At 73.2% G+C, this 19,122-nt stretch carries 18 protein-coding genes; 16 read left to right on the plus strand and 2 right to left on the minus strand.

Annotated features, from left to right (window positions below; all coding sequences use genetic code 11):
* Positions 1-31: 31 nt before the first annotated feature.
* The 7 genes from ACIP9D_RS12245 (at position 32) to ACIP9D_RS12275 (ending at position 5,331) form a co-directional block, all read left to right on the plus strand.
* Positions 32-325 carry a DUF503 domain-containing protein gene (locus ACIP9D_RS12245; protein ID WP_350869781.1) on the plus strand — a complete coding sequence of 98 codons (294 nt, stop codon included), beginning with the start codon at positions 32-34 and terminating at the stop codon, positions 323-325.
* Positions 326-504: 179 nt separating this feature from the next.
* Entirely contained in the window at positions 505-987 is a 483-nt protein-coding gene (gene rbfA / locus ACIP9D_RS12250) for a 30S ribosome-binding factor RbfA (protein WP_350869968.1), read from the plus strand.
* 38 nt (positions 988-1,025) lie between these two features.
* Complete coding sequence (locus tag ACIP9D_RS12255) at positions 1,026-2,054, plus strand: bifunctional oligoribonuclease/PAP phosphatase NrnA (RefSeq protein ID WP_350869970.1); 1,029 nt, start codon at positions 1,026-1,028, stop codon at positions 2,052-2,054.
* Between the two features lie 74 nt (positions 2,055-2,128).
* The gene (locus ACIP9D_RS12260; RefSeq protein ID WP_350869783.1) at positions 2,129-2,542 is read left to right on the plus strand and encodes a hypothetical protein; all 414 of its coding nucleotides are present in this window, start codon (positions 2,129-2,131) and stop codon (positions 2,540-2,542) included.
* Positions 2,542-2,751, plus strand: coding sequence for a DUF6186 family protein (locus tag ACIP9D_RS12265; RefSeq protein ID WP_350869972.1), 210 nt, complete (start codon positions 2,542-2,544; stop codon positions 2,749-2,751). Before ACIP9D_RS12260 ends, ACIP9D_RS12265 begins: the two co-directional genes overlap by 1 nt.
* A gap of 490 nt (positions 2,752-3,241) precedes the next feature.
* Positions 3,242-3,760, plus strand: coding sequence for an AAA family ATPase (locus tag ACIP9D_RS12270; RefSeq protein WP_350869785.1), 519 nt, complete (start codon positions 3,242-3,244; stop codon positions 3,758-3,760).
* Positions 3,761-3,990: 230 nt separating this feature from the next.
* The gene (locus ACIP9D_RS12275) at positions 3,991-5,331 is read left to right on the plus strand and encodes an MATE family efflux transporter (protein ID WP_350869788.1); all 1,341 of its coding nucleotides are present in this window, start codon (positions 3,991-3,993) and stop codon (positions 5,329-5,331) included.
* A 9-nt stretch (positions 5,332-5,340) separates the two neighbouring features.
* Here the strand turns inward: ACIP9D_RS12275 and ACIP9D_RS12280 are convergent, their stop codons facing one another.
* Positions 5,341-6,363 (minus strand): hypothetical protein, encoded by a 1,023-nt coding sequence (locus ACIP9D_RS12280; RefSeq protein WP_350869789.1) that lies wholly within the window; start codon positions 6,361-6,363, stop codon positions 5,341-5,343.
* A gap of 198 nt (positions 6,364-6,561) precedes the next feature.
* Between ACIP9D_RS12280 and truB the strand changes: the two genes are divergently transcribed.
* From truB to ACIP9D_RS12315, 7 genes are all read left to right on the plus strand, one after another.
* Positions 6,562-7,446 carry a tRNA pseudouridine(55) synthase TruB gene (truB, locus tag ACIP9D_RS12285; RefSeq protein WP_350869791.1) on the plus strand — a complete coding sequence of 295 codons (885 nt, stop codon included), beginning with the start codon at positions 6,562-6,564 and terminating at the stop codon, positions 7,444-7,446.
* An 81-nt stretch (positions 7,447-7,527) separates the two neighbouring features.
* Positions 7,528-8,457 carry a bifunctional riboflavin kinase/FAD synthetase gene (locus ACIP9D_RS12290; RefSeq protein WP_350869793.1) on the plus strand — a complete coding sequence of 310 codons (930 nt, stop codon included), beginning with the start codon at positions 7,528-7,530 and terminating at the stop codon, positions 8,455-8,457.
* 227 nt (positions 8,458-8,684) lie between these two features.
* The gene (rpsO, locus tag ACIP9D_RS12295; RefSeq protein ID WP_067302624.1) at positions 8,685-8,954 is read left to right on the plus strand and encodes a 30S ribosomal protein S15; all 270 of its coding nucleotides are present in this window, start codon (positions 8,685-8,687) and stop codon (positions 8,952-8,954) included.
* A gap of 223 nt (positions 8,955-9,177) precedes the next feature.
* Positions 9,178-11,559 (plus strand): polyribonucleotide nucleotidyltransferase, encoded by a 2,382-nt coding sequence (locus tag ACIP9D_RS12300; protein WP_350869794.1) that lies wholly within the window; start codon positions 9,178-9,180, stop codon positions 11,557-11,559.
* 48 nt (positions 11,560-11,607) lie between these two features.
* Positions 11,608-13,008, plus strand: coding sequence for a pitrilysin family protein (locus tag ACIP9D_RS12305; RefSeq protein WP_350869796.1), 1,401 nt, complete (start codon positions 11,608-11,610; stop codon positions 13,006-13,008).
* A gap of 155 nt (positions 13,009-13,163) precedes the next feature.
* Complete coding sequence (gene dapB, locus ACIP9D_RS12310) at positions 13,164-13,937, plus strand: 4-hydroxy-tetrahydrodipicolinate reductase (protein ID WP_350869798.1); 774 nt, start codon at positions 13,164-13,166, stop codon at positions 13,935-13,937.
* Between the two features lie 54 nt (positions 13,938-13,991).
* On the plus strand, positions 13,992-14,474 hold the full coding sequence (locus ACIP9D_RS12315; protein WP_350869801.1) for a GNAT family N-acetyltransferase: 483 nt from the start codon (positions 13,992-13,994) through the stop codon (positions 14,472-14,474).
* Positions 14,475-14,559: 85 nt separating this feature from the next.
* Here the strand turns inward: ACIP9D_RS12315 and ACIP9D_RS12320 are convergent, their stop codons facing one another.
* Positions 14,560-16,683: a glycogen debranching N-terminal domain-containing protein gene (locus ACIP9D_RS12320; RefSeq protein ID WP_350869803.1), complete on the minus strand. Its 2,124-nt coding sequence runs from the start codon at positions 16,681-16,683 to the stop codon at positions 14,560-14,562.
* Positions 16,684-16,840: 157 nt separating this feature from the next.
* Here ACIP9D_RS12320 and ACIP9D_RS12325 point away from each other — a divergent pair, with 157 nt between their 5' ends.
* Together ACIP9D_RS12325 and ACIP9D_RS12330 are read left to right on the plus strand one after the other, a co-directional pair.
* Complete coding sequence (locus ACIP9D_RS12325; protein ID WP_350869805.1) at positions 16,841-17,821, plus strand: substrate-binding domain-containing protein; 981 nt, start codon at positions 16,841-16,843, stop codon at positions 17,819-17,821.
* 26 nt (positions 17,822-17,847) lie between these two features.
* Positions 17,848-19,098 (plus strand): extracellular solute-binding protein, encoded by a 1,251-nt coding sequence (locus ACIP9D_RS12330; RefSeq protein ID WP_350869807.1) that lies wholly within the window; start codon positions 17,848-17,850, stop codon positions 19,096-19,098.
* Positions 19,099-19,122: the final 24 nt, after the last annotated feature.

The raw sequence follows: 19,122 nt of genomic DNA on the forward strand, positions 1-19,122 counted from the left end.
GCGGGGTGGCATCCGGGTATCGTCCGGGACGATGTTCACCGGAACCGCGGTCTTCGACCTGCTGCTGCCGGGCGACTCCCGGTCGCTCAAGGCCAAGAGATCATACGTACGGCCGATCGTGGCGGCGCTGCGTCGCTTCGAGGTCTCGGCCGCTGAAGTGGGAGCGCTCGACCTGCACGGTCGAGCCGAGATAGCGGTCGCCGTGGTGGCCGCCGAGGCGGCGCACGTCGGCGAGGTGCTCGACTCGTGCGAGCGCCTGGTGGCCGGCCGACCGGAGGTCGAGCTGTTGTCGGTCCGGCGGCGGCTCCACGGCGCCGACGACTGAGGCCGCCGCCGGGCGGGCCGGCCGACGAGGGTACGCGGTACCGGTCGGTGGCGCCGCTGCCGGCGACGCGCGGCGTGCCGGGGGCCGCGGGTAGTGTTCGAGATGTTGGCCGGTCGGGGGCCGGGTGGCGGGTGCCGCCCGTTTCCGGCTGGGAGCGGGACACCGTGGAGGTGGCGGAGATGACGGATCCGGCCAAGGTACGCCGGCACGCGGAGCGGGTGCGCGAACTGGTCGCGTCGGTGGTGCGGAGCCAGATCAAGGACCCGCGGCTCGGCATGATCACCATCACCGACGCCCGGATCACCGCTGACCTGCGCGACGCCACGGTCTTCTACACCGTGCTCGGCGACGCGGCCGCCCAGTCGGGCACGGCCGCCGCGCTGGAGAGCGCCAAGGGTCTGCTGCGCAGCACGGTGGGCAAGGCCCTCGGGCTGCGTCACTCGCCGACGCTGACCTTCGTCCTCGACGACGTGCAGGACCAGGTCAAGCACATCGACGACCTGCTCGCCGCAGCCCGCAACGCCGACGCCGAGGTGCAGCGGCTGGCCGCCCAGGCCAAGTACGCCGGTGAGGCGCAGCCGTACCGGCTCGACGAGGAGACGGACGAGAGCGACGCCGAGGACGAGGACGACAACCCGCCCGCGGGCGGGGATCGGCGGTGACCGGGGCGGGTGTTCCGGCCGGCGCCGTCGTCGAGGCGGTGCCGGAGACCGGCCCGACCGCGGCCGACTGGGCCGCCGCCGAGGCTCTCATCCGTGAGCTGCCGCCGGACGGCCGGGTGCTGCTGATCTGCCACGTCAACCCGGACGGCGACGCGCTGGGCAGCATGCTCGGCTTCGGCCTGGGCCTGCGGCGGCTCGGCGTACGCCGGATGCAGGCCACCTTCCCGGGGCCGCCGGAGGTGCCCGAGCCGTTCCGTGGCCTCCCGGGCCTCGACCTGCTGGTGCCGGCGACCGAGGCGTACCCGGATCCCGATCTGGTCATCTGCTTCGACGCGGCGAGCGAGTCGCGCCTCGGCGAGCTGGTCGACCGGCTCGACACCGCGGGCGCCGCGCTGGTGCTCGACCACCACGCCTCGAACACGCGCTTCGGCGGGGTGCACCTGGTCGACTCGCGCGCCGCGGCCACCTCGGTGGTCGCCGAGCAGCTGCTGGCCCGGTTCGGCGTCCCGCTGGACGCCGGCATCGCCGAGTGCTTCTACGTCGCGCTGACCACCGACACCGGTTCGTTCCGGTTCGACGCGACCACGCCCGAGGTGCACCAACTGGCCGCCCGGCTGCTCGCCACCGGCATCCGTCCCGGTGATATCTCCCGGCGGGTCTTCGACACCCGACCGTTCGGGGCGATCCGGCTCTTCGGCGAGGTGCTCGGCCGGGCGCGGCTGGAGCCGGCCGCGGCCGCCGGCCGGGGATTGGTCTGGACCTGGGCCACTCTGGACGACCTGGCCCGGCACGACCAGCGTCCCTACGTGCTGGAGGCGCTGATCGACTCGGTGCGCTGCACGGCCGAGGCCGACGTGAGCTGCGTGCTGAAGCAGACCGTGCCCGGCGAGTGGGCGGTCTCGATGCGCAGCAAGGGGGCGGTGGACGTCAGCCGGGTGGCGGTGGCCCTCGGTGGCGGCGGGCACCGGTTCGCCGCCGGGTTCACCGGGCGGGGCGCGGCCGAAGAGGTCGTGGCGACGATTCGTGGGCAACTCGACGCGGCGCTGATCCCGACCGTGGTGGGCTGACGCCGGGGAAGATCGGGGTCAGCTCCGGGAGCGGCACCCTTCCCGCACCCGCCGCGGGCGGGGAGAATCACGGAATGGAGCAGCCCCACGACCTCACCGTCACCGTCGAGGCGCCCCGCGCCTGGGACCGTCCCGCCGTCTCCGTACCCGTGCTGGTCTGCCTCTCCCTGGTGGGCGGCCGATTCGCCTCCTTCTCCACCGAAGCCAATCTCTACACGCTCGGCACCGGCGGGGTGCTGATCTGGCTCGGACTGAGCAACCGGGTGCCGCGCCGGCCGGCGCCGGCCCGGCTGGGCACCGGCGCCGCGTGGTGGGCGCTACCGGTGGTGATCTTCGGGGTCTTCGAGGGCGCCACCTTCGTGCTCGCGGTGGGCGACGACTTCCCCACCTTCTCCCGGCTCGCCGATCCGCTGCTGGAGGACCAACTGGCCCGCTCTGCGGCCTGGTTCGCCTGGCTCGCCGCCTTCTGGGGGCTGGTGCGGCGATGATGCGGGCGCTCGCCATCGGTGGCTTCCTCGCCGCCATGGCGCTCTTCGCGACCATCGAGTGGCTGGCCCGCCGGGAGGGCTCCCGGATCCCCACCCTCGGCGAGGTCTGCGCGTACGTCATGCGCTACGAGGTGGGTCCGGTGCCGGTGGGCCGGATCGGTCTCTTCGGCTTCTGGTGGTGGCTGGGTTGGCACTTCCTGGCCCGCTGACGTCGCCGTCCCGACTGTCCAGATGCCGGGAACGAGGCGCAGCCCGGCTGACTGAACGCTAATTTGGGAACGGCCCTCGCCGCATTGATCGGCGCAGGTCACGGGGGTGGCGCCACACCCGGTGCCGCCTCTCTCCAGGGTCGACCGACCCGGGCTCACGCTGCCCAGCCGGCCGCTCCGGCAACCCCGGACCGCCGTCGAGGCGCTCAGCAGGACCGCCCGTGAGGGCCGCCGTCCGTCGGTGGCTCGCACCCTGGAAGGGAGCACCACGATGCCGAGCAAGCCCAAGACCGAGACCACTGACGACGCCCGCGAGCAGGCCCGCCGCGCGCTGCAGACGTCGATGGACACCCGTCAGTGAGCCGTACCGTCCGGCGGTGACGCCGCCGACGCCCCGCGCCGACAGCGTCACCGCCCCTCCGGCGTCGACGTCCTGACCCGACCGGCGCGCCGGTACCCGCCGGCTCCCGGCGGGCGCTACCGTCGCCCGGTGCACCGGATCCTGGTCGTCGGCAGCGCCGGGGCCGGCAAGACCACCCTCGCCCGCGAGATCGCCCGCCGGCTCGATCTCCCGCTGATCCACCTTGACCGGCACTTCTGGCAGCCCGGCTGGACGCCGCCCGGCGAGGCCCGCTGGCGTGAGACGGTCGCCGAGTTGGTTGCTCGACCCTCCTGGGTGATGGACGGCAACTACGGCGGCACTCTCGACCTGCGCCTGCCCCGGGCCGACCTGCTCGTCCTCTGTGATCTGCCCCGGCTGCGCTGCCTGGGCCGGGTGCTGCGCCGTCGTTGGGCGCACCGCGCCACCCCGCGCGACGACCTGCCCACCGGCTGCCAGGAGCGGATCGACCTTCAGTTCCTCCGCTACGTGTGGCGCTATCCCCGCGACTCGCGACCCCGGCTGCTCGCCGCGGTCGCGTCCCGGGCCCCGAACCTGCCGGTGGTCCGCCTGCGCGGTCGCGCCGACGCCCGCCGCTGGCTCAATTCGCTTCCCGCCGCCCCGCCCTGAGGCCCAGGACCCCCTGCGGTCCGGCGACCCCGAGTCTGCCGAGGAAGATCGACACCTTGTCGGCGGCATTGCGGTGTCCAACGCCTCAGGACCCCCCAATATCGGCGATACGGAGTGGATCACCACCTGAAGGGCCGTTCCGTAGCGAGATCTGGACCGGCGGGCGACGGCGGGCGTAAGTCATCAGCCGTCTTGCGCTCCTTACGGAGGTCGTGCCAGGATCGGCGGCGATGAGCCAGCCAGCCGCCTCCGTCACCGCGCCCGCCACCGGCGGGTCCGTCTCGCCGCGCCGGATCGCCGCGCTCGCCCTGCCGGCCCTCGTCGTGCTCGCCGCCGAGCCGCTCTACGTGCTGGTCGACACGGCCGTCGTCGGTCATCTCGGCCGGGTTCCGCTGGCCGCGCTCGCCGTCGGCGGCACCGTCATGACGCTCACCGCCTGGCTCGGCACCGTGGTCGCGTACGGCACCACCGGCCGCTCCGCCCGCCGGTTCGGGGCGGGCGATCGGGCGGCCGCCGTCGCCGAGGGCGTGCAGTCGTCCTGGCTCGCGTTCGGCGTGGGGCTGCTGGTCGCGATCGGCATGCAGCTCGGCGGCGGGGCGCTGGCCCGTACCCTCGTCGGCGCCCCCGGCGAGGTGGCCGACGCCGCCGCGCAGTGGCTGCGGATCGCGTCGCTCGGCGCCCCGGGCCTGCTGCTCGCCGCGGCCGGCAACGGCTGGCTGCGCGGCATCCAGGACACCCGTCGTCCGCTGCTCTTCGTGCTCGGCCCCAATCTGCTCTCCGCCCTGCTCTGCCCGCTGCTGGTCTACCCCGCCGGGCTGGGTCTGGCGGGCTCGGCGGTGGCCAACGTGGTCGCGCAGACCATCGCCGGTGGGCTCTTCGCCGCGGCGCTGATCGCCGAGCGGGTCTCGCTGCGGCCCCGGCCCCGGCTGATCCGGCAGCAACTGGTGCTCAGCCGCGACCTGCTCATCCGCGGCGCCGCGTTCCAAGCGAGCTTCCTCTCCGCGACCGCCGTGGCGGCCCGCTTCGGCGCGGCGGCGGTGGGGGCGCACCAGATCGCCCTGCAACTGTGGTTCTTCACCGCGCTGGTGCTCGACGCGCTCGCGATCGCCGCCCAGTCGCTGATCGGCGCCGCGCTCGGCTCCGGAGACGCCGCCGCAGCCCGGGCGCTGGCCCGCCGGATCGGGCTGCTCGGCGGCGTCTGCGGCCTCGGTTTCGCGGTGCTGATCGCCGCCAGCGCCGGGGTGCTGCCCTCCTGGTTCAGCTCCGACCCGCAGGTCCGTGAGCAGGCGATGGTGGCCTGGCCGTGGTTCGTCGCGATGCAGCCGCTGGCCGGGGTGGTCTTCGCCCTGGACGGCGTGCTGATCGGCGCCGGCGACGTCCGCTACCTGCGCAACCTCACGGTGGTGGCCGCGCTGGGCGGCTTCCTGCCGGCGATCTGGCTGGCCTACGGGCTCGATCTGGGGCTGGGCGGCATCTGGGCCGGGCTCACCCTCTTCGTGGTGCTCCGGCTGGTCGCCCTGCTGCTGCGGCTGCGCTCCGGCGGCTGGGCGGTGGTCGGCGCGGTCCGCTGACCGGCGGCCTCAGCACTCCTCGCCGTCGCCCGGACGCCAGTCGGGCTGGTAGACGTCGCCGGTCGGGCCCGGGGTGGGGATACGGATACCCAACCGGTCCTTCTCCGCGAGTGCCAGATAGCCGCGCTTGATCGCGGCGCAGTCGGCGTTCTGCAGGGTGCTGGCGGCCTCCTGCACCCAGAGGCCGCGGGACGCCGGCAGGACGTCGGCCGGCAGCGGCAGGTGCCAGACCACCCGGTCGCGGACCGTGACCAGCTCCGCCCCGGGCGGATACTTCTGCGCCTGCCACAGGTCGAAGGAGTAGACCCAGAGGAAGCTCGTGGTGATCTCGAGGACGCGGATGCCGTCGCCGTCGGTGGTCGCGCGGTAGGTGATCGTGCCCTTCGCCCGGACGCCGTCCTGCTCCACCCAGTCCGGGTCGGCGTCCCGGTCGATCCGGGTCGCGTAGTTCAGGGCCACGCCGTCGGTCAGGTCGCCCCGGATGTCGGCCCGGTTGTCCGGGGCCAGCAGGGCGAGGAAGGGCTTCGCGTCGTTCGCCGCGACCATCGAGCGGTCGAGTCGCGCCTTGATGAGCGCCTGCCGTACCCGGCCCAGCCCGTCCGCGACCTGCTTGGTGCTGAACGGTCCGGCCGCGCGGGCGGCCGGCAGTTCGATCGCGTCGGCCCCCACCGCGAAGGACTCCGCGGGGGTGCCGACGTACACCCCGAGGGTGTTGCCGCTGGCGTCGGTGGGTCTCGTGTCGACGGTCCGGTCGCGGCGTGGCAGCAGCGGTTCGCCGTCGCTCATCCGCTGGCGGAAGCTGATCGCGCTCACAGCCAGCACCACGACCAGGCCGGCGGCCATCAGGGCGCCGACGCCGCCGAGCAGCTTGCCGCCGTGCTCCTCCCAGCCCAGCCGGAACCGCTCGGATCCGGTCAACGGGTGCTCCGTCCGCGGCTCACGCATCCAGTCCGGGATCCGGACCGGCGGGTCGTCGTCCACGTCGGGCACGACGGTGCGGGTCGGGGTGGGGGCGGAAGGATCGATGCTCATACGGGGTCGGTCCAGGGGGCGAGGCGGCGAGGGGCGCATGATCATCGCATCCGCCGGTGCCCGGTGCGGGCCGCGATCGCTGTCCCCGGGTGATCCGAGCCTTCCGACCGATCTCCGTACCAGCCGAACGCCTGACCACGCCGGCGGCGCCCGGCCAGGCAGCGGCGCCCGTGGGGTCGTCTGGCAGGCTTGGGTGTCGTGAGCACAGACGGTCTGATCGTGGTCGACAAGCCCGGCGGCATGACGTCGCACGACGTGGTGGCGCGGATCCGCCGGTTGGCCCGGACCCGTCGGGTGGGCCACGGCGGCACGCTCGACCCGATGGCGACCGGGGTGCTGGTGATCGGTGTGGGCCGGGCCACCCGGCTGTTGACGTACGTGATCGGCGCGGGCAAGAGCTACACCGCCACGATCCGGCTCGGCCAGGCCACCGTGACCGACGACGCCGAGGGGGACGTGATCTCCACCACCCCGGCGGGGCGGATCACCGACGAGGCGATCCGGGACGCGCTCGCCCCGCTGACCGGCGAGATCGACCAGGTGCCGAGCGCGGTGAGCGCGATCAAGATCAACGGACAGCGGGCGTACAAGCGGGTACGCGAGGGGGAGAGCGTCGAGCTGCCGGCCCGCCGGGTCACCGTCTCCCGGCTGGAGCTGCTCGCCGTCCGGCGCGACCAGCCCGACGTGATCGACGTGGACGTCGACGTGACCTGCTCGTCCGGCACGTACATCCGGGCCATCGCCCGGGACGTGGGCCTCGCCCTCGGGGTGGGCGGGCACCTGACCGCGCTGCGGCGTACCGCGGTGGGCGGCTTCGGGCTCGCGGAGGCCGCCACGCTCGACGAGCTGGAGGAGCGCGCGCCGGAGGTGGTCACCCTGCCGCTCGCCGCGGCGGCCGAGCGGTTCTTCGCGCGCCGGGACGCGACCGCCGCCGAGGCGACCGTGCTCTCCCATGGCGGGCCGCTGGACCCGGCCGGCATCGCCGGGCCGTACGCCGTCTTCGACCCGGCCGGCGGCCTGATCGCTATCGTCAGCGAGCGGGACGGCCGGGCCCGCGCGGAGATCGTGCTCGCGCCGGCCTGACGGCGGGGCGGGGCCGGCGGTAAACCGGCGGGTTCGCGGGGCAGGCCGGCGGGGCCGGACGGAGAGCAGGGGAGAAGCGGCATGCAGCGGTGGCGGGGGTACGACGCGGCGCCCGGTGGATGGGGGCGCTCCGTCGTCACCATCGGTGTCTTCGACGGCGTGCACAAGGGGCACCAGGCGACCATCGGGCACACCGTGGCCCGGGCGCGGGAGTTGGGCGTGCAGTCGGTGGTGGTCACCTTCGACCCGCACCCGGCCGAGGTGGTGCGCCCCGGCTCGCACCCGGCGGTGCTCACCGAACAGGCGCGCAAGGCTGAGTTGATCGAGGCGCTCGGCGCCGACGTGCTCTGTGTGGTGCCGTTCACCCCTGAGTTCTCCCGGCTGTCGGCCGAGGCGTTCGTGCACGACGTCCTGGTCGAACACCTGCACGCCGCGCTGGTGGTGGTCGGTGACAACTTCCGCTTCGGCCACAAGGCGGCCGGTGACGTGGCGCTGCTGGAGCGGCTGGGCCGGACCTTCGGCTTCGGGATCGAGGCCGCCCCGCTGGTGGCGGCGGACGGCACCGTCTTCTCCTCGACGTACATCCGCTCCTGCGTCGACGCCGGGGACGTGGGCGCCGCGGCGGCCGCCCTGGGCCGGCCGCACCGGGTGGAGGGCGTGGTGGTCCGGGGCGACCAGCGCGGCCGCGAGCTGGGCTTCCCGACCGCCAACCTGCTCTGCCACCGGTACGCCGCGATCCCCGCCGACGGGGTCTACGCCGCCCGGCTGATCCGCCGGGGCCAGCGGGAGCCGCTGATGGCGGCCGTCTCCGTCGGCACCAATCCGACCTTCTCCGGCCGGGAGCGGCGGGTGGAGGCGTACGCCCTGGACTTCGACGGTGACCTCTACGGGGAGCGGCTGGCGCTGGACTTCGTGGCGCACCTGCGCGGTCAGGTGCGCTACGACTCGATCGAGCCGTTGATCGCCCAGATGCAGCAGGACGTCGAGCGGACCCGCCGGGCGCTCGGCTGACCACCCCGGGCGCCCCGTCGGGTGCTCGCGGCGGCGCGGCGCGAACCCGGCACGTGGCCCTTGACCGGGTGCTCCCGGCGACAACTGGTAGTCTGGCGGGGACGTCGGATGACCGACGTGGGGCCTCGCGTGCCTGCTCGACGCCGCGGGTGCGAGGTGCCGGTCCGAGTCCGGTCCACCGGACGGACGGCGGACATCATTGATCAACCCATCGAAACAGGGAGAACATGGCGCTCGACCAGGAAGCCAAGGCCAAGATCCGCTCGGAGTACGCGACCGCCGAGGGCGACACCGGTTCGCCGGAGGTGCAGGTCGCGGTCCTCACCAAGCGGATCGCTGAGCTGACCGAGCACCTGAAGGTGCACAAGCACGACCACCACAGCCGCCGTGGGCTGCTGCTGCTGGTCGGCCGTCGCCGTCGGCTGCTCAACTACGTCCAGAAGAAGGACATCAACCGCTACCGGTCGCTCATCGAGCGGCTCGGCCTGCGCCGATGACGTGACGGGGGAGTGGCCACCGGGCCGCTCCCCCGTTTCCGGTACCACAGAAGAACAGGGCCGCGCGACCACCCGACAGGGAGCCGGTCAGCGTACCGGTCTCCGGTAGTGGCCCCCGGGAATCCCGGCATCATGCCGGCCACCCGGGCGCTTCGATCGAAGACCGGCCGTCTGAGCAGCTCCCCGTGTCGTGGGCCCACGACGCGAAGGAGCACGACAGCACATGACCGAGACCAACCTCGGCACCGAATCCCGCACCGCCGTGATCGACAACGGGTCCTTCGGCACCCGTGAGATCACCTTCTCCACCGGCCGGCTCGCCCGTCAGGCCGCCGGCTCCGTCGTCGCCCAGCTGGGCGAGACGGTGGTCCTCTCCGCCACCACCGCCGGCAAGCAGCCGAAGGAGCAGTTCGACTTCTTCCCGCTGACCGTCGACGTCGAGGAGCGGATGTACGCCGCGGGCCGGATCCCCGGCTCGTTCTTCCGCCGCGAGGGCCGGCCCAGCGAGGACGCCATCCTCACCTGCCGGCTGATCGACCGGCCGCTGCGCCCGTCGTTCGTCAAGGGCCTGCGTAACGAGGTCCAGGTCGTCGAGACCGTCCTCGCGCTCGACCCGCAGCACCCGTACGACGTCGTGGCGATCAACGCCGCCTCGATGTCCACCAAGCTCTCCGGCCTGCCGTTCTCCGGCCCGATCGGGGCAACCCGGGTCGCGCACATCGACGGCCAGTGGGTCGCCTTCCCGACCCTGGAGGAGCTGGCCCGGGCCACCTTCGACATGGTCGTGGCCGGCCGCACCCTGCCCGACGGCGATGTCGCGATCATGATGGTCGAGGCCGAGGCGACGCCGAACGCGGTGACCCTGATCGCGGGCGGCGCCACCGCGCCGACCGAGGAGATCGTGGCCAGCGGCCTGGAGGCCGCGAAGCCGGCGATCCGCGAGCTGTGCCGCGCGCAGAGCGAGCTGGCCGAGGTGGCCGCCAAGCCGGTCGCCGAGTTCCCGGTCTTCCTGGACTACCAGGACGACGCCTTCGCGGCGGTGGCCGACCTGGCCCGCGCCGAGGTGGCCGAGGCGCTCCAGATCGCCGGCAAGGCCGACCGCGAGGAGGCCCTGGACCGGGTCAAGGCCAAGGTCGCCGAGGAGCTCGGCGGTCGGTTCGAGGGCCGGGAGAAGGAGCTCAGCGCCGCCTTCCGGTCGCTGACCAAGTCCGAGGTGCGCAACCGGGTGCTGCGCGAGCAGATCCGCATCGACGGCCGCGGCCCGCGCGACATCCGTCCGCTGACCGCCGAGGTCGGCGTGCTGCCGCGGGTGCACGGCTCGGCGCTGTTCGAGCGGGGCGAGACCCAGATCCTCGGCGTCACCACGCTCAACATGCTGCGCATGGAGCAGATGGTCGACACCCTCTCCCCGGAGAACCGCAAGCGCTACATGCACAACTACAACTTCCCGCCCTACTCGACCGGTGAGACCGGCCGGGTCGGCTCGCCGAAGCGGCGCGAGATCGGCCACGGCGCGCTCGCCGAGCGGGCGCTGATCCCGGTGCTGCCGTCGCGCGAGGAGTTCCCGTACGCCATCCGGCAGGTCTCCGAGGCGCTCGGCTCCAACGGCTCCACCTCGATGGGTTCGGTCTGCGCCTCGACGCTGGGCCTGCTCAGCGCCGGTGTGCCGCTGAAGGCGCCGGTCGCCGGCATCGCCATGGGCCTCATCTCCGACGAGGTCGACGGCAAGACCCAGTACGTGACGCTGACCGACATCCTCGGTGCCGAGGACGCGTTCGGTGACATGGACTTCAAGGTCGCCGGCACCCCGGAGTTCGTCACCGCGCTCCAGCTCGACACCAAGCTCGACGGCATCCCGTCGGACGTGCTGGCCGCCGCGCTGCAGCAGGCGAACGAGGCCCGGCAGACCATCCTCGGCGTGATGCAGGCGGCGATCGAGGCTCCGGCCGAGATGTCGGAGTACGCGCCGCGGGTCACCACCGTCAAGATCCCGGTCGACAAGATCGGCATGGTGATCGGCCCGAAGGGCCAGACCATCAACGCCATCCAGGACGAGACCGGCGCCGAGATCTCCATCGAGGACGACGGCACGATCTACGTCGGTGCGACCAACGGCCCGTCGGCCCAGGCCGCGGTGGACCGGATCAACGGCATCGCCAACCCGACCCTGCCGAAGGTGGGGGAGCGGTTCCTCGGCACGGTGGTCAAGACCGCCGCGTTCGGCGCGTTCATCTCGCTGCTGCCGGGTCGCGACGGCCTGCTGCACATCTCCAAGGTGGGCGACGGCAAGCGGGTCGAGAAGGTCGAGGACTTCCTCAACGTCGGCGACCGGGTCGAGGTGGAGATCGCGGACATCGACGCCCGCGGCAAGATCTACCTGGACAAGGTCCGCCCGGAGGGCGCCGAGGCGCCGGCCGCCACGGAGGCCGCCGACGGCGAGCGTCCGGCTGGCCGCGACCGCGGCGACCGGGGCCCGCGGGACCGTGGTGACCGGGAGCGCGGCGGCAGCCGTGGCCCGGAGCGCGGTGACCGTGGCCAGGGTGGTCAGGGCGGCGAGGGTGGCGAGGGCGGCGAGCGTCCGCGCCGCCGGACCCGGCACAGCTGACCGTCCGTACCGCAGCACCTCCACCCCTCGTCGATCTGGGAGCAACACGTGAGTCGGGCCATTCGTGCGCCGTTTCCGCCGGATCGACGGGGGGTGGCTCCGTCCGGGGCCGCCGGGGCGGGTCGCTCCGGCGGCGCCGCCCGAGCGGTGACCCGGACGATCAGCGACGACCCGCTGGGCGGCACGGTACGGCGTACCGTGCTCCCCAGTGGGCTGCGCGTGCTCACCGAGGCGATCCCGGCGATGCGCAGCGTGTCGTTCGGCATCTGGGTGGCGGTCGGCTCGCGCGACGAGACCGGCCCGCAGTCCGGTGCCGCGCACTTCCTGGAGCATCTGCTCTTCAAGGGCACCCGCAAGCGCAGCGCGCTGGAGATCTCCTCGGCGATCGAGGCGGTGGGCGGCGAGACCAACGCCTTCACCACCAAGGAGTACACCTGCTACTACGCCCGTGTGCTGGACGAGGACCTGCCGCTGGCGATCGACGTGATGTGCGACCTGGTCGCCGACTCCGTGCTGGAGGAGGCGGACGTCGAGACCGAGCGGGGCGTGATCCTCGAAGAGATCGCCATGCACGACGACGAGCCCGGTGACGAGGTGCACGATCTCTTCGTCCAGGCCGTCTACGGCGACCATCCGCCGGGCCGGCTGATCTCCGGCACCGAGGAGACGGTCACCCCGATGACCCGGCGGCAGATCCAGGACTTCTACCGCAGCCGCTACACCGCTCCGCAGATCGTCATCGCCGCCGCCGGCAACCTGGACCACGCCGCGGTGGTCAAGCTGGTCCGGCAGGCGCTGCGCGACACCCCACTGGACACCGACGCGGCGGTGCCCGCGCCGCACCGCTCGACCACCCCGGCCGTACGCACCCAGCCGGCGACCACCCTGGTCGAGTCGAAGGAGACCGAGCAGGCGCACGTCATCCTCGGCTGCCCGGGCATCGACCGGGCCGACGATCGCCGGTTCGCCCTGGGCGTGCTCAACAACGTGCTCGGCGGGGGCATGTCCAGCCGGCTGTTCCAGGAGATCCGCGAGCAGCGCGGCCTGGCCTACTCGGTCTACTCCTACGCCAGCCAGTACGCCGACACCGGCCTCTTCGCCGTCTATGCCGGCTGCGCGCCGGGCAAGGTCGACGAGGTGCTTCAGCTGACCCGCGCCGAGCTGGCCCGGGTGGCCGCCGGTGGGCTGACCGAGTCCGAGGTGGCCCGGGGCAAGGGGATGTCCAAGGGGTCGTTCGTGCTGGGCCTGGAGGACACCGGCTCGCGGATGAGCCGGCTGGCCAAGGGCGAGCTGCTCTACGGCGACCTGATGCCGGTCGACGAGCTGCTCTCCCGGGTCGACGCGGTGACCGTCGAGGAGGTCAACACCCTCGCCGCCGAGCTGCTCGCCCGGCCGATGTCCCTGGCCGTGGTGGGCCCCTTCGCCCCGAAAGACTTCACCACCCTCTGACCCGCGCCTTCTGCCGGCGTCGATCATGCAGTCGTGGTGCCAGGCTCAGCCACATTCGCGCCTTTCATCACCCACCACAACTGCATGATCGACGGGATGGGCCGGGTGGCGGACCGCGGGGTGTTGGGCGGCCTGGTTGGGATAGGTTGTGGCCCGTGAGTGACGAGCAGGAGAGAAACCCGGTCGAGCCGCTGCGGGTGGGCGTGTTCGGTGCCCGGGGCCGGATGGGCGTCGAGGTGTGCAAGGCGGTCGACGCGGCGTCCGACCTGGAGTTGGTGGCGGTGATCGACCAGGGCGACGGCCTCTCCGCCGCCTCGGACGCCGGCGCCGAGGTGGTCGTCGACTTCACCACCCCGGACGTCGTCATGGACAACCTGCACTGGTGCATCGACCAGGGCATCAGCGTGGTGGTCGGCACGACCGGCTTCACCGAGCAGCGACTGCAGCGGGTGCGCGGCTGGGTGGCCGGCAAGCCCGGGGTCGGCGTGGTGATCGCCCCCAACTTCGGCATCGGCGCGGTGCTGATGATGCAGTTCGCCGCCCGCGCGGCCCGGCACTTCGAGTCGGTCGAGATCATCGAGCAGCACCACCCGCGCAAGCTCGATGCGCCCAGCGGCACGGCGACGCACACCGCCCGGCAGATCGCCCAGGCCCGGGCCGAGGCCGGTCTCGGGCCGGTGCCGGATGCCACGAAGGACGAGGTTCCGGGTGCCCGTGGCGCCGAGATCGACGGCGTACGCGTGCACGCGGTGCGGGCCACCGGGCTGGTCGCGCACCAGGAAGTGATCTTCGGGACCACCGGAGAGACGCTGACCATCCGGCACGACTCGTACGACCGGGCCTCGTTCATGCCCGGGGTGCTGCTGGCCGTCCGCGCGGTGCGCAACCGCCCCGGCCTCACCGTCGGCCTGGACGCCCTGCTCGACTAGCTCGACGCCGATTATCGCGTGGCCGCCATGCCGGCGCGGTCCTAGGCTGCCCCGGTGATTGATGCTGATTACCGCGATCGGGACGGGCGCCGGGTCACCCTCCGCCCGGTGGACGACGACAACTGGCGGACGGTGGCCGACGTCGCGCCCCGTGACGACCAGCGGAACTGGGTGGCCGCGCTGGCCGCCCGGTACCTGCTGCTGACCAGTCGCAGCGAGGTGTGGCGGTCGCTCGCGGTGTACGCGGACGAGACCGTCGTCGGCCACGTCATGTGGGGCGTGGACGACGACGGTTCGCACTGGATCGGCGGCATGGTGATCGACGCGGCGGAGCAGGGCCGGGGAGTCGGCCGAGCCACCGTGGCCACGCTCGCCGGCTGGCTGGCCGTTCGGGACGGCAACCCGCCGGTCCGGCTGTCGTACCACCCGGAGAACACCGCCGCCGCGGCCCTCTACACCGCTCTCGGCTTCCGCCCCACGGGAGTGGTGGAAGACGACGAACTGGTGGCCGAGCTGACCACCCCGCCCACCCCGTGAACCGGTCGATCATGAGGTTGCGGTCGTTCTGGAGATCCAGAACGCCGTCAACCTCATGATCGGCGCTGGTGCGGAGCAGGCGGGGTCAGCTGTGGGTGGGGGTCGCGGTCGGAGCGGGACGTGGGGCCGGGACGGCCGGGGTCTGATCGCTGATCACGGTCAGTGGCGCGGGTAGGCCGGTGACGGTGGGGTGGCCGGCGCGGTCGACCGTCACCGTGACCGGGGCGCCGGCGACCCGCAGCCGGTCCACCGTGACCGCGCCCAGCTCCGGCCCGGCCAGCGGCGCGAGCCGGACGGTGCCGCCGGGCACGTCCGGGTAGAGCCCGGCGGCGGCCTGGACCAGCAGCACCCCAGCGGCCGCTGCCCAGGCCTGCGGCCGGCACGCCGCGGGGTACGGCACCGGACGGCCGACCAGCGACCGATCGTCGCCGCCGTACAGCTCGGGTAGCCGGTAGTCGAACGCCTCGGCCGCGCCGAGCAGCCCGTCGGCGAGGCCGAGCGCGGCGTCCCGGAAGCCGGCTCGGGCCAGCCCGGCGAGCACGATCGCGGTGTCGTGCGCCCAGATCGACCCGCAGTGGTACGACAGCGGGCTGAACCCGGCGTCGTCGGTGGACATGGTGCGCAGGCCGAACCCGCCGGCCAGCGCGTCGCTGCCGAGCAGCCGGGCCACCTGCGCCTCTTCCTCGCCGGAGAGCAGCCCGGTGCCGAGCAGGTGGCCGATGTTGCTGGTCAGCGAGTTGACCGGGCGCTTGTCCCGGTCCAGGGCGAGCGCCGGCTGGGGGCCGTGCGGCCCGTCCACCCAGAACGCGGCCCGGAACCGGCGGGCCAGCCGGTCGGCGTACCCGCGCCAGCGCTCCCCGCCGGGGCGGTCGAACGCGTCGAGCAGCGCGGCGGCGTGAACGGCCGCCTCGTGCGCGTAGCCCTGCACCTCGGCCAGCACGATCGGCGAGGTGGCCAGGGTGCCGTCGCGGAACCGGACGGCGTCGCCGGAGTCCTTCCACCCCTGGTTGGCCAGGCCGTGACCGGTGGTGTCGATGTATTCGACCAGCCCGTCGCCGTCGGCGTCGGCGTGGTCGGCGAGCCAGCCCAGCGCCGCCTCCAGGTGTGGCAGCAGCGGCTCGACCTGCTCGGCGGGCAGGCCCCAGCGCCAGGCGTCGTGCAGCAGGTTGATCCAGAGCATGGTCGCATCGACCGTGCCGTAGTAGGCCGGCGGCAGCCGCAGCGCGTCGTCCAGCGTGAACTCGTGCCGCCGCAGCTCGTGCAGGATCTTGCCGGGCGCCTCACCGGTGCGCGGATCGACCCGGGTGCCCTGCCGGCGGGCGAGCACCCGGAGCGTGCTGGCGGCCAGCTCGGTGCCGAGCGGCAGCATCATCCGGGCGGCCCAGAGGCTGTCGCGCCCGAAGAGGGTGAGGAACCAGGGCACCCCGGCGCCGAGGAAGACGTCGTGCGGTGCGCCGGTCTCGGCCAGCCGCAGGCCGCGCAGGTCGTCCAGGCTGCGGTCGAGGAGCCGAACCAGCCGCCGGTCGTCGGCCCGCAGCGCCGGCCGGGACCAGGTGGGTTCGCCCGGCGGGCAGACCACCACCGCCCGCGGGTCGTCGACGGTCAGCCGCCAGTGCAGCACCGCCGTGCCGCCGGGCGGCAGCTCGACCGGCCAGGTCAGCCGGGGCGTGCTGGCCCGCTCGCCGGTGGCCTCGGTCTCGGCGTCGTCGCCGGTCACGGTGACCGTGATGCCGTCGGCCGCCCAGGTCAGCTCGCCGGGCCGGCCGGTCTTGGCGGTCAGCGCCTCGGTGGCGCCGCCGGACTTCACCACCTCGATCGGGGCCAGGTCGCAGCCGAGCTCGACGCTGACCCGGGCCCGCACCGGTACCGAGGCGGTGGAGACGACCCGCAGCTCCTCGCTGAGCCCGCGCGGGGTGAGCCGGCGCAGCCGTTCGATCCGGACGGTCGGGTCGGGGGTCGGGTCGCCGAGCCACCGGGCCAGGCCGACGAAACGCACGGCGTGCGGACCGTCGGCGCCCTGGGTGAGCCCTTCGGGTTCCCGGCCGTCGACTCGCAGCTCGGCCCGGGAGAGCACCCGGGCGTCGGCGTGGAAGACGCCTTGGACACCGGCCGGGCGGATCTGCCCGGTCGCATCCCCCAGCGCGCTGGTGGGGGCGAGGACGGTACCCACCAGCTCGTGCAGCAGGGGTTGCAGAAGGCGTTCGGTCACGGTGCGGCTCCAGATCCTGTGGGGGCGGGACGGACGTCTTGACAACTCGTCCCGGGCGGTGCAAAGTGCGAAACATTCCAGAAACTTGAACGATCTAATCCTGCCGTATCCAAATTGGATCGTTCAAGATGGCGAGAGGGATTTTGTGGCCGAAAAGGTGACCATCGCGACGGTGGCCCGGCACGCCCACGTGAGCCGCCAGACCGTCTCCAACGTGATCAACGCGCCGCACATCGTGCGCGAGGAGACCCGGCAGCGGGTCCAGGAGGCGATCAGCGTCCTCGGCTACCGGGCCAACCAGGCCGCCCGGCAGATGCGCACCGGCCGTTCGCAACTGATCGCCGTCCGGATCGAGCCGACCCGGGACGGGATCAACGGCTCGGTGCTCGACCGGTTCCTGCACGGCCTCACCGAGGCCGCCGAGACCGCGGGCTACCGCACCCTGCTCTACACCGCCGCCGACGACCAGCAGGAGATCGCCACCTACGACGACCTGCTCAGCGCGTACGACCTGGATGCCTTCGTGCTGACCGGCACCGACCACGGCGACCCCCGTACGGCCTGGCTCGCCGAGCGCGGCGTGGCCTTCGTGACCTTCGGCCGGCCGTGGGACGACCCGACCGCACACCCGTGGGTCGACGTCGACGGCGCCGCCGGCACCGCCCGGGCCACCGCCCACCTGTTGACCCGCGGCCACCGCCGGATCGGTTTTCTCGGCTGGCCCGCCGGGTCCGGCGTCGGCGACGACCGGCGTGCCGGCTGGCGGGAGACGCTGCGCGCGGCCGGGATCGACCCGACCGACCTGGACCGGGCCACCGAGGACGGCGTCGCCGAGGGCGAGCGGTTGATGCGCGACCTGCTCGTCGCCGCCGAGCCGCCGACCGCCGTGGTCTGCGCCAGCGACTCGCTCGCGCTCGGGGCCATGCAGGCCGTCCGCGGCGCCGAGCCGGCGGTCGCGGTGATCGGCTTCGACGACACCCCGGTCGCCGCCGCGATCGGGTTGACCAGCGTCAGTCAGCCCCTCGCCGAGGCCGCCGCGAGCTGCGTGGACCTGCTCACCGCCGTCCTCGACGGCGACCAACAGACCCCTGCCCCCGTGCTGCTCCAGCCCTCGCTGGCCCTGCGGCACACCGCTTAACCCCCTTCCCCCAACAGGAGAACCAGATGGCACCTCGAACCCTCACCCGGGCGACGGTGGCCGGCCTCGCCGCCGTCGCCCTGCTCGGCTCCGCCGCCTGTGGCAGCGGCTTCGACGACAACTCGGGTGACGCCGCCCAGTCCAGCGGCCCGGCGAACATCCAGATCCTGATCGGCTCCTCCGGCGACGCCGAGACCAAGGCGGTGCAGGACGCGGCGGCCAAGTGGGCCAGCAGCTCCGGCAACACCGCCACGGTGACCGCCGCGCAGGACCTCACCCAGCAGCTCGGCCAGGCCCTCGCCGGCGGCACCCCGCCGGACGTCTTCTACGTGGACGCGACCCGGTTCGCCGATTACGCCAGCGTCGGCGCCCTCGAGCCGTACGGCGACAAGATCAGCAACACCGGCGACTTCTACGAGAGCCTGCGCACCACCTTCACCTACGACGGCAAGCTCTACTGCGCGCCGAAGGACTTCTCCACCCTCGCCCTGCAGATCAACACCGACCTCTGGACGAAGGCCGGCCTGACCGACGCGGACGTGCCGACCACCTTGGACCAGCTCACCGCGACCGCCCAGAAGATCAAGGCCAAGGGTCAGGTGGCGCTGGCGCTGGGAGACACCCGGGACCGGATCGGCGCCTTCATGGTGCAGAACGGCGGCTGGCTGATGAGCAAGGACGGCAAGCAGCCCACCGCCGACACGGCGGAGAACCTCGCCGCCCTCCAGTACGTCAAGACCATGCTGACCACCGGCCTGGCCCGCTACCCCAAGCAGCTCGACGCCGGCTGGTCCGGCGAGGCGTTCGGCAAGGGCAAGGCCGTGATGACCATCGAGGGCAACTGGATCAAGGGCGCGCTGCAGAACGACTTCCCGAACGTCAAGTACAAGGTCGTCCCGCTGCCGGCCGGCCCGAAGGGGCAGGGCACGCTCTCCTTCACCCAGTGCTGGGGGATCGCCGCCAAGTCGGCGCACAAGGAGCAGGCGATCAAGTTCGTCGAGGCGATGACCAGCGGCGAGCAGCAGATGGCCTTCGCCACCGCGTTCGGTGTGATGCCGTCCCGCCAGTCGGTGCGTGACCAGTACACCGCCGCCTTCCCGGCGGACAAGCCGTTCATCGACGGCGTCGAGTACGCGCAGGGCCCGGTGAACGCCCCGAAGATGGACAGCGTGCTGCGGGACCTGGAGGCCGGCCTGCAGAGCCTGGCCAACGGCGACCCGAAGACCGTCCTGGCGAACTTCGACAAGAACGCCGAGGCGGCGCTCGGCGGCAGCTGAGGCGATGGTGCGGGGGCCCCGGGG

Source organism: Micromonospora sp. NPDC093243 (assembly GCF_044753725.1).
GTDB lineage: Bacteria > Actinomycetota > Actinomycetes > Mycobacteriales > Micromonosporaceae > Micromonospora.